This is a genomic window from Moorena sp. SIO3I6 (genome assembly GCF_010672095.1).
In genome coordinates this window covers 29,015-42,931 of the sequence record NZ_JAAHHU010000033.1, presented here as the reverse complement: position 1 = coordinate 42,931, position 13,917 = coordinate 29,015, and the positions used below count along the sequence as shown (strand labels likewise).

Annotated in this window: 22 protein-coding genes; 11 read left to right on the top strand and 11 right to left on the bottom strand. The window is 45.3% G+C overall.

Annotation, left to right across the window (positions count from 1 at the left end; all coding sequences use genetic code 11):
- Window positions 1-37 precede the first annotated feature (37 nt).
- Window positions 38-238 (top strand): hypothetical protein, encoded by a 201-nt coding sequence (locus tag F6K49_RS12375; protein ID WP_293019959.1) that lies wholly within the window; start codon window positions 38-40, stop codon window positions 236-238.
- Between the two features lie 136 nt (window positions 239-374).
- Window positions 375-1,427 carry a glutathione S-transferase family protein gene (locus F6K49_RS12370; protein WP_293096934.1) on the top strand — a complete coding sequence of 351 codons (1,053 nt, stop codon included), beginning with the start codon at window positions 375-377 and terminating at the stop codon, window positions 1,425-1,427.
- Here the strand turns inward: F6K49_RS12370 and F6K49_RS12365 are convergent.
- Complete coding sequence (locus F6K49_RS12365) at window positions 1,384-1,584, bottom strand: hypothetical protein (protein ID WP_293096931.1); 201 nt, start codon at window positions 1,582-1,584, stop codon at window positions 1,384-1,386. The genes F6K49_RS12370 and F6K49_RS12365 overlap by 44 nt on opposite strands.
- A gap of 152 nt (window positions 1,585-1,736) precedes the next feature.
- Here F6K49_RS12365 and F6K49_RS12360 point away from each other — a divergent pair, with 152 nt between their 5' ends.
- Window positions 1,737-1,922, top strand: coding sequence for a hypothetical protein (locus F6K49_RS12360; RefSeq protein ID WP_293068263.1), 186 nt, complete (start codon window positions 1,737-1,739; stop codon window positions 1,920-1,922).
- Here the strand turns inward: F6K49_RS12360 and F6K49_RS12355 are convergent.
- Window positions 1,912-2,352 (bottom strand): hypothetical protein, encoded by a 441-nt coding sequence (locus tag F6K49_RS12355; protein WP_293068261.1) that lies wholly within the window; start codon window positions 2,350-2,352, stop codon window positions 1,912-1,914. The two genes, F6K49_RS12360 and F6K49_RS12355, sit on opposite strands and share 11 nt — an antisense overlap.
- 114 nt (window positions 2,353-2,466) lie before the next feature.
- Here F6K49_RS12355 and F6K49_RS12350 point away from each other — a divergent pair, with 114 nt between their 5' ends.
- From F6K49_RS12350 to F6K49_RS12315, 8 genes are all read left to right on the top strand, one after another.
- On the top strand, window positions 2,467-2,718 hold the full coding sequence (locus F6K49_RS12350; RefSeq protein ID WP_293019964.1) for a hypothetical protein: 252 nt from the start codon (window positions 2,467-2,469) through the stop codon (window positions 2,716-2,718).
- Window positions 2,719-3,020: 302 nt separating this feature from the next.
- Window positions 3,021-3,437 (top strand): XisH family protein, encoded by a 417-nt coding sequence (locus tag F6K49_RS12345; RefSeq protein ID WP_293068259.1) that lies wholly within the window; start codon window positions 3,021-3,023, stop codon window positions 3,435-3,437.
- Entirely contained in the window at window positions 3,425-3,760 is a 336-nt protein-coding gene (locus F6K49_RS12340; protein ID WP_293019968.1) for a XisI protein, read from the top strand. Before F6K49_RS12345 ends, F6K49_RS12340 begins: the two co-directional genes overlap by 13 nt.
- 228 nt (window positions 3,761-3,988) lie before the next feature.
- Window positions 3,989-4,129: a hypothetical protein gene (locus F6K49_RS12335; RefSeq protein WP_293019970.1), complete on the top strand. Its 141-nt coding sequence runs from the start codon at window positions 3,989-3,991 to the stop codon at window positions 4,127-4,129.
- Between the two features lie 3 nt (window positions 4,130-4,132).
- Window positions 4,133-5,074: a cobalamin-binding protein gene (locus F6K49_RS12330; RefSeq protein WP_293096926.1), complete on the top strand. Its 942-nt coding sequence runs from the start codon at window positions 4,133-4,135 to the stop codon at window positions 5,072-5,074.
- The gene (locus tag F6K49_RS12325) at window positions 5,067-6,317 is read left to right on the top strand and encodes an AAA family ATPase (protein WP_293068253.1); all 1,251 of its coding nucleotides are present in this window, start codon (window positions 5,067-5,069) and stop codon (window positions 6,315-6,317) included. Before F6K49_RS12330 ends, F6K49_RS12325 begins: the two co-directional genes overlap by 8 nt.
- Before the next feature lie 2 nt (window positions 6,318-6,319).
- Window positions 6,320-6,832: a hypothetical protein gene (locus F6K49_RS12320; protein ID WP_293058579.1), complete on the top strand. Its 513-nt coding sequence runs from the start codon at window positions 6,320-6,322 to the stop codon at window positions 6,830-6,832.
- A 490-nt stretch (window positions 6,833-7,322) separates the two neighbouring features.
- Window positions 7,323-7,547 (top strand): hypothetical protein, encoded by a 225-nt coding sequence (locus F6K49_RS12315; protein WP_293019976.1) that lies wholly within the window; start codon window positions 7,323-7,325, stop codon window positions 7,545-7,547.
- Here F6K49_RS12315 and csaB read toward each other — a convergent pair.
- From csaB to F6K49_RS12270, 9 genes are all read right to left on the bottom strand, one after another.
- Window positions 7,477-8,520, bottom strand: coding sequence for a polysaccharide pyruvyl transferase CsaB (gene csaB, locus F6K49_RS12310; RefSeq protein WP_293019978.1), 1,044 nt, complete (start codon window positions 8,518-8,520; stop codon window positions 7,477-7,479). The two genes, F6K49_RS12315 and csaB, sit on opposite strands and share 71 nt — an antisense overlap.
- Before the next feature lie 192 nt (window positions 8,521-8,712).
- The gene (locus F6K49_RS12305) at window positions 8,713-10,242 is read right to left on the bottom strand and encodes a YifB family Mg chelatase-like AAA ATPase (protein WP_293019979.1); all 1,530 of its coding nucleotides are present in this window, start codon (window positions 10,240-10,242) and stop codon (window positions 8,713-8,715) included.
- A gap of 242 nt (window positions 10,243-10,484) precedes the next feature.
- Entirely contained in the window at window positions 10,485-10,664 is a 180-nt protein-coding gene (locus F6K49_RS12300; RefSeq protein ID WP_293019980.1) for a hypothetical protein, read from the bottom strand.
- 465 nt (window positions 10,665-11,129) lie between these two features.
- Window positions 11,130-11,285, bottom strand: a complete 156-nt coding sequence (locus tag F6K49_RS12295) for a hypothetical protein (RefSeq protein ID WP_293019982.1) — start codon at window positions 11,283-11,285, stop codon at window positions 11,130-11,132.
- 51 nt (window positions 11,286-11,336) lie between these two features.
- Complete coding sequence (locus F6K49_RS12290; protein WP_293019984.1) at window positions 11,337-12,029, bottom strand: hypothetical protein; 693 nt, start codon at window positions 12,027-12,029, stop codon at window positions 11,337-11,339.
- Window positions 12,030-12,446: 417 nt separating this feature from the next.
- Window positions 12,447-12,593 carry a hypothetical protein gene (locus F6K49_RS12285; RefSeq protein ID WP_293019986.1) on the bottom strand — a complete coding sequence of 49 codons (147 nt, stop codon included), beginning with the start codon at window positions 12,591-12,593 and terminating at the stop codon, window positions 12,447-12,449.
- A gap of 98 nt (window positions 12,594-12,691) precedes the next feature.
- Window positions 12,692-12,916, bottom strand: a complete 225-nt coding sequence (locus F6K49_RS12280) for a hypothetical protein (protein WP_293019988.1) — start codon at window positions 12,914-12,916, stop codon at window positions 12,692-12,694.
- A gap of 296 nt (window positions 12,917-13,212) precedes the next feature.
- Window positions 13,213-13,377, bottom strand: coding sequence for a hypothetical protein (locus F6K49_RS12275; protein ID WP_293019990.1), 165 nt, complete (start codon window positions 13,375-13,377; stop codon window positions 13,213-13,215).
- Window positions 13,378-13,431: 54 nt separating this feature from the next.
- Window positions 13,432-13,905, bottom strand: coding sequence for a hypothetical protein (locus F6K49_RS12270; RefSeq protein WP_293019991.1), 474 nt, complete (start codon window positions 13,903-13,905; stop codon window positions 13,432-13,434).
- Between the last annotated feature and the right edge of the window lie 12 nt (window positions 13,906-13,917).

Sequence of the window (13,917 nt, the reverse complement as noted above, 5' to 3'; positions counted from 1 at the left end):
GTACGATAACCGAAATACGAGAAAATCTAAACTGGCTATGTATGTATTGATGGAAGCAGGCAGTTTTCCCTTGTGGTTTACCCTAGTGTATGTTGTGGGTTTTGTGGCAGCAGTTGTGATTGGCTCGATTGCTTGGTACAACTCTAAACGTCCTGCTGGTTGGGAAGGGTCAGACACTCCTAATTGGGTACCAAAGATCGATGATCCAGAGGATAATTCTAAGGGAGACCAATCCTAACAGAAGTTAGTTTGGTTGGGAAAACCAGAAGATTTGACTGAGAAAGAGCCCTGGCTTACCGTGTTGAAGTCAGGGTTCTTTTTCAGCGCTATTAGGGGAATCAGGCCACTGGTCAGGATTTGTTGGTATCTTAGAGATGTCTTACCAAATGACCATCATGACCGGAGCTGCTGAAACTAAGAAAAAAGGCAAGTCACTCCCGCCAACACTGATCATCAGGTTGGGAAAATTTGTCTGGACAACTCTCTGGCAAATGATGATGTCGAAGCTGGCTCCACGGAATAATTCTGGAGAGTACATTCGCCCGAAGAGCGAGTTTAGGAATTTTATTGGGACAGAAGCAGAGAATCCTTACCAACCTGAAGCAGGACGCTACTGTCTTTTTGTAGGACTCGGTTGTCCTTGGGCGCACCGCACTCTCGTCGTCAGGGCACTCAAGGGACTCCAAGACGCAATACCGGTATTCATTGCGTCTCCTTCCTCAAATCAGGGGATTTGGGTATTTAATGAGCAGCAGGAAGGTTGCGATACCCTTCCTGAACTTTACGAGCTGGGAAAAACAGGCTACAACGGTCGTTGCACAGTTCCAGTGCTGTGGGATAAACAGAGCAAAACCATTGTCAACAATGAGAGTGCAGAAATTATCGTAATGCTGAACTCACAGTTCAATGAGTTCGCGACTAATCCTACCCTAGACCTTTATCCAGAGGAACTGAAGGAAACCATTGATGGGTGGAATGAGACCATCTACCACACGGTGAATAATGGAGTCTATCGCTGCGGTTTTGCCCAGACCCAAGAAGCTTATGAGAAAGCTTGCGATCAGCTATTCACAACCTTGGATAAGATTGATCGAGCCCTGGAGACCAGTAGATACCTGTGTGGGGATAGGGTAACTCTGGCAGATGTGCGTCTATTTACCACTCTGTTCCGTTTTGATGTGGTCTATTATGGATTGTTCAAGTGCAACCGTTTCAGAATTCAGGACTACGATAACTTAGGCCCCTACCTGCGTGACTTGTATCAGCTTCCTGGAGTTGCTGATACTTGTAGCTTGGAGGATGTCAAGCGGGATTACTACGGCAATCTGTTCCCCCTCAATCCAGGTGGAATTATTCCCAGTGGCCCTGATCTGACTAGCCTCCTTAAACCTCATGGTAGGGAATCGGGAGTCGGGAGTCGGGAGTAGGGAGTAGGGAACAGGGAATCGGGAATCGGGAGTCGGGAATCGGGAATCGGGAGTCGGGAGTCGGGAATCGGGAATCGGGAGTCGGGAGTCGGGAATCGGGAAACGGGAGTCGGGAGTCGGGAGTCGGGAGTCGGGAGTCGGGAACAAAAATTCTCACAATTTATTTAGGTACCCTATAGTGTTGATTGAATTGGATGCGATCGCGTAGCGTGGCCAAAGGCCATCGCACTCAGCCGTTCACTCTTACACTAATCACAAGTATAGTAATACTAACTACAGTGGTTCTTATAGTAGCGATGCAGCCCGGTCTTGTGGGAAACCCCCATTCGCGCTTTGGATCAAGACAATGAGATACAAAAAATTTTTTCCCTGTTCCTTGCTTTCGATTCCCGATTCCCGATTCCCGACTCCCTGTTCCCGATTCCCAATTCCCGATTCCCGACTCCCGATTCCCGATTCCCGATTCCCGATTCCCTATTCCCTTTTAATAGTTAAAAGGATATAATTTTTTTACCGATTCCCGAGATAGAACAACAATCGTTAAAACTCCAACAAGTGTGCCAAATGGTCTGAACCAGCAGAGTAGGCAAGCTATCATAAACGAAAACCAATAATTCTTGCTTTTTCTGAGCATATATCCAGAGATAATGATAGCAAAAGCAAAGATTTCTCCAAGGATGAAAAGTATGGCACCAGAAATGACCAGCAAATAGCCAGGCAAGTCCGATGAGACATTTCGTGATAACTTAAACCACTCTGATAACTCTCCTGATAAGTCTGGAGGAATTGAGTCAGTTGCACCAATCATGAACAGACCAAAAGGGATATACAACATTAGTATAAACAGGGAGTAAAATCCGACAAATCCCCCAAACATGTAGTGAGTCAATGATAATATATTTAACTGCTTTTTAGGATTTCTCATAACTATAAATTAGTCGAATTCCCAAACTTCCCAAACTTCCCAAACTGTCCCAACTTAGCACACCTCCCACACTTCCCTTCAAGACTCTCTAGGGCAGCAAAAGCCTGAGTGTGAATGGCGGCATCTCCATTGAATGCCACAAATTTTCCTAGTTTAACTCCCTGCGTCATCACCGAAAACTCAAGAACTGTTTTACCTTCACCATCTTTCCTAGCTCCACGCTCCGGCTCAGGAGATTTTTCTAGTGCGATGCTCCTTTGGAGCCGCTACGCGATTGACCTTGACCAAAAGGCCACGCTTGGCCTCTGGCCACGCTGCTTGAGGTGCGAATGGTCACGCTACGCGATGAAGCGAAGCTTCCGCTAAAAGCGATCGCATGTTGTAGTACGGATTTAGTAGGGTGGGCATTGCTTGAAACCAACCCCCGAACCTGCCGGCGTCAGCTATCAGCTATCAGGCACTATAACTGCATGGGGTCGGATTAGTGCGATCCCAAATGCCTACGCTGATCTTGATAATATAGCCGAATGGCACTGATGGGGTTCCCGACTTGAGCGACTACATCAATAACAGTATCAGAATACTACTTTGGCAAGGGGTCTACTATTAGTGATCGCACTGGAATCTGAATTGTTCTATGATTGTAAGTAAACTACAAAAAAATAACAATGGCAGCCAAAGATAAATTTCATGCTGCGGTTAGAATCGCCCTAGAAAAAGAGCAGTGGAAGATTACTGATGATCCGTTGCGACTGGAAGTAGGCGGAACCAAGTTTGAAATTGATTTAGGTGCGGAGCAACTGTTAGCAGCAGAGCGAGGCCAAGAAAAAATTGCAGTAGAGATTAAAACCTTCTTGAGTGATTCGCCACTAACAGCTTACCATGCTGCATTAGGACAGTTTTTGAATTATCGGCTTGCCTTAGAAATCAATGATCCAACTCGTATTCTATATTTAGCCGTGCCTGTGATTGCTTATGAAGCTTTTTTCAAGCGCGAATTTACCCAATTTTTATTAGAAAGATATCAGATTAAACAAATAATTTATGACCCGATTCAAGAGGTAATTGTACAATGGATAACCTAGAGTATTATCGCCAGATCATTCAGTCGTTGTTGACGGATTATGCTGCCATTCCCATCGCCAATGGAGTGATTGATTGCTACACGGTTTTTGATACCAAACAAGACCACTACATGGTAATGACTGTGGGATGGGATGGCTATCGGCGGGTCTATGGTTGTGTTTTACACTTGGATATTAAGAAGGGAAAGATTTGGATTGAACAAAATATGACGGAAATGAGAATAGCCCAAAAACTTGTGGAGAGAGGGGTAGCGAAGGACGATATTGTGCTGGGGTTTCAAGCACCAGAATTTCGGCAATATACGGACTATGGTGTTGGTTAATTTATAAGCAGTCAGCGGTCAGCAGTCAGCGGTCAGCATGGTAGGGTGGGCAAATATTGAAAGTTTGGCAATTTAATGAGGAATCATCGACCTTTGCCCACCTGACAAGAGCCAATGCGATACGCGCACGCTACGCGAACAGCTATCAGTGGGGTAGGGTGGGCAAATATTGAAAATTTGGCAATTATATTAGGAATCATCGACCTTTGCCCACCCTACAAAAGCTAAATGAATTGTGATAATATTGTTCCCTGTTCCCTAATCCCTGTTCCCTGTTCCCTACTCCCTGTTCCCTGTTCCCTACTCCCTGTTCCCTGTTCCCTTTTCCCTATTATTGACTATTTATATCCTGAACTTATCAACCTCTAAACTATGCTTTCACAAAACCTGAGAATTGTTACTCTGCTCCCCAGTGCCACAGAAATTGTGGCCGCTTTAGGATTAGCTGATGCCATTGTGGGGCGATCCCACGAATGCGACTATCCCGCAACCATCAAAAATCGACCTGTCTGCACCGAGGCTCAAATCAACAGCGACAAACCTAGTGCTGAGATTGATGATGATATAAACAATCTGGTAAAACGTGCCTTGAGTGTTTACCAAGTAAAAACTGATGTTTTAGAACAATTGCAACCAACCCACATTGTTACTCAAGATCAATGTGATGTCTGTGCTGTGAACTTCGATGTGGTCGAGAAAGCAGTTGCCAAGCTTACTAATAGCCAGCCTCAGATAATTTCCTTGCAGCCAAACTTGCTAACTGAAGTTTGGGCAGATATTGAGCGAGTTGCTGTCATCCTGGGAGTAGAGTCACAATCTCTACTGAACCAATTACAGTCTCGCGTGGAAACCTGTAGGCAAAAGACACAGGAAATGTCGGAAAATGACCGCCCTACTGTTGCTTGCATCGAGTGGACTGATCCTCTGATGGCTGCTGGTAACTGGATTCCTGAATTAGTCACAATTGCAGGTGGTAATCCTCTGTTTGGGGCTTTAGGTAAACATTCCCCTTATCTGGAATGGGATGCTTTAGTCAAAGCTGATCCAGAGGTTATTATTGTAATGCCTTGCGGCTTTGATTTGGAACGCACAAGACAAGAAACCCAACAGATGGCTCACCATTCGCAGTGGTCAACTTTGCAAGCGGTACGCCAGGGGAAGGTTTTTGTTACTGATGGTAATGGGTATTTCAATCGTCCAGGACCAAGACTAGTCGATTCAGTAGAAATGATAGCGGAAATTTTGCATCCAGACCTGTTCACCTTTGGTTATCAAGGCACTGCCTGGGAACGGTTTGAGGTAGGAAATGCTTAAGAAACTTATTTTGAAAAATTGGAAAAGCTTCCGTTATGCAGAACTCCCGATTGATCCCCTGACTGTGTTAATCGGAACGAATGCTAGTGGAAAATCTAATCTAATTGATGCTTTGGAACTTTTAAAACGAATAGTGTTTGGAAAGGAGATTCAATCGGCTTTGGCAGGGGATGCTGCTTTTCCTGGGATTCGAGGTGGAGTAGAGTGGGCGTCACTCAAGCCAGAATCTCACTTTACCTTGAAAGTTGTGGTTGAGGGAGAGGATGATCAAACGGATTACCTTTATAGTATTACAGTACAAACGAAACCACGTGTTCAGTTATCTGATGAATCTCTAATTCGCCAGGTCTATTCACCAGATAGTAATCAACTCCCTACTCAAACTAGTTTGCTCCAAGTATCTTATCCTAGAACTCCAGACCAAGGTATTCAGGTTAAATTGCCGGAGCAAGAACAAATTCCTTTGCCAAAATACTGGAAAGGTTCTAATTCTAGTTTGACTAGACTTAGGGAAATAGACTCCCATGCCGATGTTAGGGATGTAATCTTAAACCTTTGTACACTTATAGAAAATATTTTTATTTTTAATCCTATTCCGGCCAGAATGCGGAACTATTCACCGCTTTCTGATCGCATTGAGAGTGATGGCTCTAATATTGCTGGTGTGCTAGCCGCATTACCTAAAGAGCAAAAAGACGAGTTTGACTCAACGGTGTCTGCTTACTTGAAATATCTGCCAGAACGAGATATACAGGAAGTTTGGGCGGAACCAGTAGGAAAGTTTGGTACAGATGCTATGCTCTACTGTAAAGAACAATGGAAACCTGGTCAAACTACAGAAATTGATGCGCGAGGAATGTCGGATGGAACCCTGCATTTCTTAGCAATTATTACCGCACTGATCACACGACCAGAAGGGAGTCAATTAGTAATTGAAGATGTAGACAATGGATTGCACCCATCTCGGTTACATCTGCTGATAAACATGCTCAAAGAAATTGGAGAAAAGAGAAAAATCGACATATTAGTCACTACTCACAATCCGGCTTTGCTAGATGCTTTAGGACCAGAAATGATTCCCTTCGTAGTTGTGGCACACCGGGCTTCAGAAACTGGAGAAAGCACACTCACCCTTCTAGAAACTATTGATAATTTACCTAAATTAATGGCATCTGGTTCCTTGGGAAACCTAGTGACTAAAGGAGCTATTGAAAGGAATATTTCTGATCCTAAGCCACTATAGACATGAGGAAGGTTCTGATTATCGATACATCGATTCTCTGCGTTTACCTAGAAGTTCCTGGAAAAGAGACTTGTGGGTCTGGTAATAATAAATGGAATAAGCAGCGAGTTGTTGAGCTTTTGGAAAAAGAAGAAAAAGCATCGACAACGTTTGTACTACCCTTGGCTGCTATTATTGAAACTGGTAATCATATTGCTCAAGCTAGAACAAAAAGGTATGAAACTGCCCAAGCTTTAGCTGAGATTATGGAAAAAGCAGCAGATGAAAAAACACCTTGGGCAGCTTTCACGGATCAGTCAGTGCTTTGGGACGCTCAAGGACTGAAAAAATTAGCAGTGGAATGGTCTCAACTCGCAGCACAAAAAGTTTCAATAGGTGATGCTACCATCAAAACTGTAGCAGAATTCTACGCAAAAACTGGTTGCCAGGTGGAGATTCTTACTGGTGATCATGGACTTAAGGCATACCAACCCACTACACCAGCCCCAATTCCCAGACGCAGGAGAAGTAGATGAGCTGAGGGCGTGACAAGTGCTTACGCATTTTGTAGGGTGAGCATTGCCTGTTTCCCACTCCCCTACCTGCCCGAATTCACCAAAGCAATGCCCACCAACCTTTGAGAATGCGATCGCGGCATTAGTATTTTATCCTCACACTATAGGTTATTTTCACTTCCGATACTTTTTAGCTACCAAAATCTACAAATCAGATTTTGGCTCACTAATGCAAGCTGGATTTTGCCAGCCAGGGGGTATCTCCCAAGGCTAAACCCGGACTATGCCCGGCTTAGCGCATAAATTTGATTCCACTATTGACAAAAAACGCAACCCTTAAACCCTTGGTTTTCGGCTTTAATGTAAGTCGCAAAGTATCTCTAATGAAACTGAATCTATGTTTAAAGTCTAACACATCTTTGTAGATAGTGCAACATTCTTGGATAAAATCCTTAACAGTTGCCAGCCTCCTAATCTTAATGGGTAGTGCTATATCTCCTCTTATCTCCTCTTGATATTTTCCCCCCGCGCCCCCGCCCCACACTCCCTGTTTAACCCTAAATGTAAAAAACCTACCCCTACTCCCTACTCCCTACTCCCTACTCCCTACTCCCTACTCCCTACTCCCTACTCCCTACTCCCTGTTCCCTTTGGAAAATTAACAATTAACAAACTGTCATCAGCAGATCCTGATGCATCCTTGCCCGGTCTACCAATGACTGAATTTGGTCTTTAGTCAATGGTTCACCATTAGCATAGTGTTCTAGCCAGGTTTTACTAATCACATTTGGGTCATCTGGTAAACTAGCAACATCCCATCCAGGTAAATCCAGTTGCTCCATCAAGTAGTTAACTTTAGGGTCATAACTGAGGGCAAAACATCGACATTCTTCCGCTGCTGCCATAATCAAACTGTGGTAGCGCATCCCAATCGCCATTTCCACCCCGCGAAATAATCCTTTTAATTCTCTAGGGTCTTCTATACAAAAGATCTGATGGGGACCGGTTAACTGAGACGCAATAGATTGAGCAATGGTCAAATCTCGGGAAGCTTGGAAAGGGACTAATAAAATACAGGTTTGTGTCGCTTTCTGAAAATCCACTAAGGCATGGGTCAGATTATTCAGGCGTTTGGGAGTTAGGGTAGAATGCGATCGCAAAGTAACTGCTACTCTTGGTGCTGGTAAATCCCACAATCCTGGTACAGGTTTGGAGTCTAATGCCCAAACTGGATCGGGAGCCATAATAAACGGAATTTCCCAATCCGCTAGGAGTGTCGCTGAGCCATAATCCCTGACACTGACTGCTGTACATCCGGTGAAGGACCGCTGGGCTAGCCAACCAATCAGCCGACGCTTAATTGGACCAACCCCCTGGGCCCAAGCAATGGTTTTCAGACCCATCCTTTGAGCTAATCCCATTAAACCACAGTAGTAGAGAGGACTAGCGGCACTAGTCACATCTTGGATTAAACTACCACCCCCCCAGATGAATAGTTCCGAAAAGCGCATGGCCTTGAGCACTGGTAGGGTAGACATGCGATCGCAACTTTCTACTCCATAGCGCTGACGAGTTTGACTAGGGTTACCGGAAAGGACTATCGGCTTCACTGACTTTGGGAGCATTTGCAGCAGTGACGCTAACAAGGCTTCATCGCCACCGTTGCCCTTGCCGTAATATCCACATAAAACTGCTTTGACTTGCTTCATGCCTTCAACTCGTCCTGCCTACGACTCCCTATATTCCCATCCGTGAGTGTAAAAAAAATGCCAATTAAAGTAGGGTGGGCAAAGTAATATTATCTAGAATACTCACGCATAACCAAACTATTTTTGCCCACCCTACAAGCTATAGTGCCATCCGTTAGATCCGTTAACCCATCAATTGCCCCTGATTGGAGCTTATTGCATCCGATCAATAGTACGATATTGAATGGCTTCAGCAACATGTTGGGTTTTAAGGTCATCATCACCACTCAGGTCGGCAATGGTACGGGCAACTTTGAGAATACGGTCGGTGCCTCTAGCAGAAAGACCAAGTTTGCGAATAGCCCCTTCTAATACATTACGGGAAGTATCATCTAATTTACAGAATCGACGTAGATGATGGCTTTGCATCTGAGCATTGCAATGAAGAGTGGGTTCAGTGTGGAAGCGGTGATGAGTGCGATCGCGTGCGACTTGGACTCGTTCTCGCACCGGTGCTGATTCTTCTCCTGTAGACTCTCTAGTGATTTCTTCAGGTTTAAGCCGATTCACAGCTACTTGTAAATCAATGCGATCCATTAATGGTCCTGATAGCTTCGACCAATATTGTTCCCGTTGGCGAGGGGAACAGGTGCAAGGTTGGATCGGGTCACCAAAGTATCCACAGGGACAGGGATTGGTACTAGCCACTAAGGTAAACTGAGCAGGAAACTGTACCGATTGGCGGGTGCGGGAAATAGTGACTTGTCCGTCTTCCAAAGGTTGGCGTAGGAACTCTAAGACATTGCGCTTGAATTCTGTCAACTCGTCTAAAAATAGAACTCCCCGGTGGGCTAAGGAAATTTCTCCCGGTTTCGGAAAACTACCACCACCCACAAGAGATGGGCCAGAGGCGGAATGATGGGGACTGCGAAAAGGGCGATCGCAGATCAGTTTGCCGCGATTTTTCAATAAGCCAGCAACAGAATAAATTTGAGTGACTTCCAAAGCTTCAGCAAAACTCAACGGTGGCAAAATTCCCGGTAATCGTCGCGCCAACATCGTTTTACCACTGCCAGGAGGACCGACAAAGATTAAATTATGTCCCCCAGCCGCAGCAATTTCTAACGCTCGACGCCCATGAGCCTGACCTTTAACATCCTTCAAATCCGGTGCAGTGGACTGGGTTACTTGCAACTGCCCCACGCTATCAATCTCTACCGGTGAATAGCGGTTTGGCTGGTTAAGGAAATCAGCAACATCTGATAGGTGCTCAAATCCATACACAGTGATGCCATTCACCACTGCAGCTTCTGTAGCATTGTCAGCAGGAACCACTAACCCAGTAATTCCCATTTGCTTTGCTGCCGCAGCAATTGGAAGTACACCAGCCACAGGTCGCAAACTGCCATCAAGGGACACTTCTCCGAGAAATAGGTGGTCTCCCAATAACTGAGGATTTAACTGTTCCGATGCCGCTAAAATACCAACACTGATCGGTAAATCAAAACTAGGACCTTCTTTCCGTAAGTCAGCCGGGGTCAGGTTAATCACAATCTTGCGTATCGGAAAGGCAAAACCAGCATTTTTCAGTGCTGCTTTCACCCGTTCTCGCGACTCTTGGACAGCGGTATCCGGTAAACCAACGACTACAATTCCCGGTAAGCCACCGGACACATCTACTTCAACCCCTACTTTTACAGCATCAATGCCGATAATTGAACCACTCCAAACCCTAGCCAGCATAGTGTTAGCCTGATACGTGTTTTGGGACAAGGAAAAAATAAGAGGACTTACGCGGTTAAGTGTCTTTCGCCCCCCTAGCCCCCCAATTCTGGGGGGTAATGATGTCAAAGTCCCCCAGAATTGGGGTATTTAGGGGGCAAATGCGTAAGTCCTGAATAAAATAAGGGGAGAGTGGGAAAACTCCCCATCTCCCTATTACCAGTCTCACTTTTTCCTTCGTTTCTCTTTTTAGAAACCTTCACTTAAAGGCAAGTATAGTGCTTATCGCCTGGAGAGTTTAACCGGAAAATTACATAAATACTGATATCCTGTTCATAACAGGGATGTAACCTAGGATTTTCGGGGAATCGGGAATCGGGAATCGGGAATCGGGAATCGGGAATCGGGAATCGGTAATCAGTAATCAGTAATCTTACGACCATTACCCATTAGCAATTACCTATTACCAAAAATCCAGGGACTACTTGGGAAGACATTAATCCAACAGCCCCTTCTACCGTCAAGTAGGAATTGATCTGATTCGTCGTATCTTGCGCCAGGAAAGGAACGCTGGGCGGCTCGAATGCCTTGGGCGAAGGCCAGATGCCCGTTGGCGGAAGAAATAGGTACTGTACCTATTAAATAGGTACTGACAAGCTAGTTAGTACCTATTTAAGGGGAATTTCCGTTGGAGAAGCTGTGTGCTCAGGCTTGTGTTCGCACCTTCAAAGCCCCGTGGCAACCACAACCGTTGCTCATCTGAACGAAATACCAGCTTTTTTTACCGGCGTTGCTAAATCACGGTATGATTTCACTAACTGGCGATGTTCCAAAAGAACCGTTTCCCGAACGCTTTTTGAAAAATCCATCACATCAATCACAGTTTAATTCTAAAGGCCGGTTTCCGCCTATTGAGAAAACTTCGTTTGGGGAGTTGGGAGTTGGTTGGGAAGGAGTTCCAGGGGAATTATGGGCGATCGCGTAGCGTGCGCCGGTGCGCAATCGCGTAGAGGATTAGATTCACTCAACCTCCCGCCATCGGGAGGTTGTAGGCATAGTCTCACACTCGTGGGCTCAAGGGTTGCTTTCATGTCCAAGTTTGTCGCCTTCTCACTTTATCTGATTTCTGGAGGAAGCGATTGCCAATCATCTTGTTCGATGCGAGCCACTAACTCAAACCACCCTTTCCCATCCGGTCGAAATACTACTGCTTCTCCCTGAGCGACCTTTAAACCAGTTAGAGCCTTAATGTTTGTACTGTGGGCAGATAAAACCGTATTCGTCCCTACCCTGGGGACTGTCTGTAGCATCTCATGAAGATTTTTCCAAAGCCCTACTGGATCATAACTGGGTGTGTCTGGAATAGCGTTTAGGCTTTTGACAACTTCGATCTCCGCCACATCCTCATTGAAAGCATACCAAAGTGTTTCGATGCAGCGACAAGCCGGACTTGCCAGGACTCTACCTACAGGGATGTTGAGCTGTTTAAAATGCTCTCCAACATTCTGCATATCGACCAAACCATCAGCACTTAAGGGTCGTCCAGGATCTAAACACTCTTGAAACTGGTCAGGCAATTGGTCAACCGCATCTGGTCGCACATTTCTGACAGCATTTCCGTGTCTAAAATAAATGACATGACCCCCTTTTTGCAAAGTACTCAATAGTTCTGCGGCAGTAGAGTCACCCTCAATCGTCAGTGCTTTTGCTTCTGGGGACGAGCTTTGCAATCCCACAAGAGCAAGGCTTAAGGCGACAACAGCAGAACTAATGAAACTAAACCCTTTGATGCTGTTCCTTTTTTTCATGATTAATTAATTAGTACAGGTTAGTACAGAGCAAACACATCTAAATTTTATTGACATCCGTCATTGGTAATTACTCATTGGTAATTACTCATTGGTCATTAAGTTGTTGTTGTTTTGACTTCATGGTGTTGCTGATTATGGCTATGATTGTGCTCCCCTAGCCCCTTAATTTTGATACCGCTGGCGAAACATTTATTAACAAGCTGAAAGCCCTAACCAACCGGGACTTTAGCAAAATCAAATGATCGCGCATTCACACTTCAATTCAGCAACACCTGCCACAGATTGTGATTGACTTAGCGCAACTTTTGGCGTTGCTGAATAGAGCAATGAATAGGAGTAGAGTGGGCATCCTGCCCGCCCGAAGATTGTATAGCACTACGCATTAAGCTTAGGACATTCCTAAACTCAGCAAACTTAGTCATAGCTTACTTCTGACTTCTGACTTCTAACTTCTGACTTGCGCGTAGCGCTATAACGGGCAAGATGCCCATTCCACGGCAAGATGCCTATTCCACAGGTGCGACCCGTGGCGAATTTAATAATTAGATGCGGAAAGCGCACCTAAAAACTCTTAAAATCATTCCATTATTAAGCAACGCCCAACTTTTTACACCTAGACCTGGGTGCGCTATTGCCGCACCCAGCACAGGATGTTGGGTTTAGTTATTTGGATAAGATTCAGCAGGTTTTTGGGAATCTTCATCTGTGAGAGTTTTGTAAGGCATGCCGTCAAATTTCTCACTTTTACTGACTCGATAGTAGGCGCTCACAAAGGTCAATACAAAGATGATCCAGATACCAACACCCCAAATTACATACTTATGTAGTTCCTGGATCGATACTGTTTTTTTTGTGAGCTTAACTGTTGTTGTTGATTGTTGCATAGTACCTCTGTTGTCAGATCTGTAATCTTGTCACATATGTGCCGTGTGTAACTATTCAGCTATCAGCTATCAGCTTAAGCGCTACGCCCACGCTACTTGAGGTGCTATCAGCCTATGCACTACGCCCACGCTAGGCGAACAGCTTTCAGTATTCAGCTATCAGCTTAAGCGCTACGCCCACGCTACTTGAGGTGCTATCAGCTAATGCGCTACGCCCACGCTACACCGAACAGCTTTCAGTATTCAGCTATCAGCTAATACGCTACGCCCACGCTACACCGAACAGCTTTCAGTATTCAGTATTGAGCTTTCAGCCATTCGCGTAGCGTGGCCTTTTGGCCTTGGCCAAGACTCACGCTACACGAATGGCTGACCACTGACCGCTGACCGCTGACCGCTGACCGCTGACCGCTGACCGCTGACCACTGACCACTGACCACTGACCACTGACCGCTGACCACTGACCGCTGACCGCTAAGGGCTGAATCCTTACTGCGGTGTTAGATATGTCAGTGCTACTTAGGCATGAGCGGTAAATAGGGAAAAATTGGATGCCAGTTCATAATTGTGGCAGCGGCGATGAACGTAAATAGCCAAAAGATCAGGGTCTTTGCCTGGACTTGGCGATTCTGCCAAAGTTGAGCCAAGATAAACCAACTGAGAAGCCATCCTACTAGCATTACCGTTTCTTTGCCAGAGTAGCTGCCGATCTCGCCATAAATTGGATCTGGATTCCGACTGCCTGGAATCCAACCCCCTAGATCCCAAACAATTTTGTTCCAAACTTTGTAAATGGATGTTAGGTGTTGGTTAACCATTAACAGGAAACAACTAAATGCAGCGCTAAGCAATGCCGCTGCTGCTGGTCCAGAGAGCGTTGGGGGAGATTTAGAGCCAGAGGCTAAACCCTTTGGAAATTGTTTAAGCTGTGTCCAAAATTGGCTGTATAGAGGTTGAGTAGAAAGGTCTTGAGAGGAGTGTTGAGACATTTTTCTTGAGCA

Excerpts from the sequence above, each read along its gene's own strand:
- F6K49_RS12375 (WP_293019959.1), top strand. The coding sequence starts at position 38 with ATGTATGTATTGATGGAAGCAGGCAGTTTTCCCTTGTGGTTTACCCTA.
- F6K49_RS12370 (WP_293096934.1), top strand. The coding sequence starts at position 375 with ATGTCTTACCAAATGACCATCATGACCGGAGCTGCTGAAACTAAGAAA.
- F6K49_RS12355 (WP_293068261.1), bottom strand. The coding sequence starts at position 2,352 with ATGAGAAATCCTAAAAAGCAGTTAAATATATTATCATTGACTCACTAC.
- F6K49_RS12350 (WP_293019964.1), top strand. The coding sequence starts at position 2,467 with ATGGCGGCATCTCCATTGAATGCCACAAATTTTCCTAGTTTAACTCCC.
- F6K49_RS12345 (WP_293068259.1), top strand. The coding sequence starts at position 3,021 with ATGGCAGCCAAAGATAAATTTCATGCTGCGGTTAGAATCGCCCTAGAA.
- F6K49_RS12340 (WP_293019968.1), top strand. The coding sequence starts at position 3,425 with ATGGATAACCTAGAGTATTATCGCCAGATCATTCAGTCGTTGTTGACG.
- F6K49_RS12335 (WP_293019970.1), top strand. The coding sequence starts at position 3,989 with ATGAATTGTGATAATATTGTTCCCTGTTCCCTAATCCCTGTTCCCTGT.
- F6K49_RS12330 (WP_293096926.1), top strand. The coding sequence starts at position 4,133 with ATGCTTTCACAAAACCTGAGAATTGTTACTCTGCTCCCCAGTGCCACA.
- F6K49_RS12325 (WP_293068253.1), top strand. The coding sequence starts at position 5,067 with ATGCTTAAGAAACTTATTTTGAAAAATTGGAAAAGCTTCCGTTATGCA.
- F6K49_RS12320 (WP_293058579.1), top strand. The coding sequence starts at position 6,320 with ATGAGGAAGGTTCTGATTATCGATACATCGATTCTCTGCGTTTACCTA.
- csaB (WP_293019978.1), bottom strand. The coding sequence starts at position 8,520 with ATGAAGCAAGTCAAAGCAGTTTTATGTGGATATTACGGCAAGGGCAAC.
- F6K49_RS12305 (WP_293019979.1), bottom strand. The coding sequence starts at position 10,242 with ATGCTGGCTAGGGTTTGGAGTGGTTCAATTATCGGCATTGATGCTGTA.
- F6K49_RS12300 (WP_293019980.1), bottom strand. The coding sequence starts at position 10,664 with ATGGTCGTAAGATTACTGATTACTGATTACCGATTCCCGATTCCCGAT.
- F6K49_RS12290 (WP_293019984.1), bottom strand. The coding sequence starts at position 12,029 with ATGAAAAAAAGGAACAGCATCAAAGGGTTTAGTTTCATTAGTTCTGCT.
- F6K49_RS12280 (WP_293019988.1), bottom strand. The coding sequence starts at position 12,916 with ATGCAACAATCAACAACAACAGTTAAGCTCACAAAAAAAACAGTATCG.
- F6K49_RS12270 (WP_293019991.1), bottom strand. The coding sequence starts at position 13,905 with ATGTCTCAACACTCCTCTCAAGACCTTTCTACTCAACCTCTATACAGC.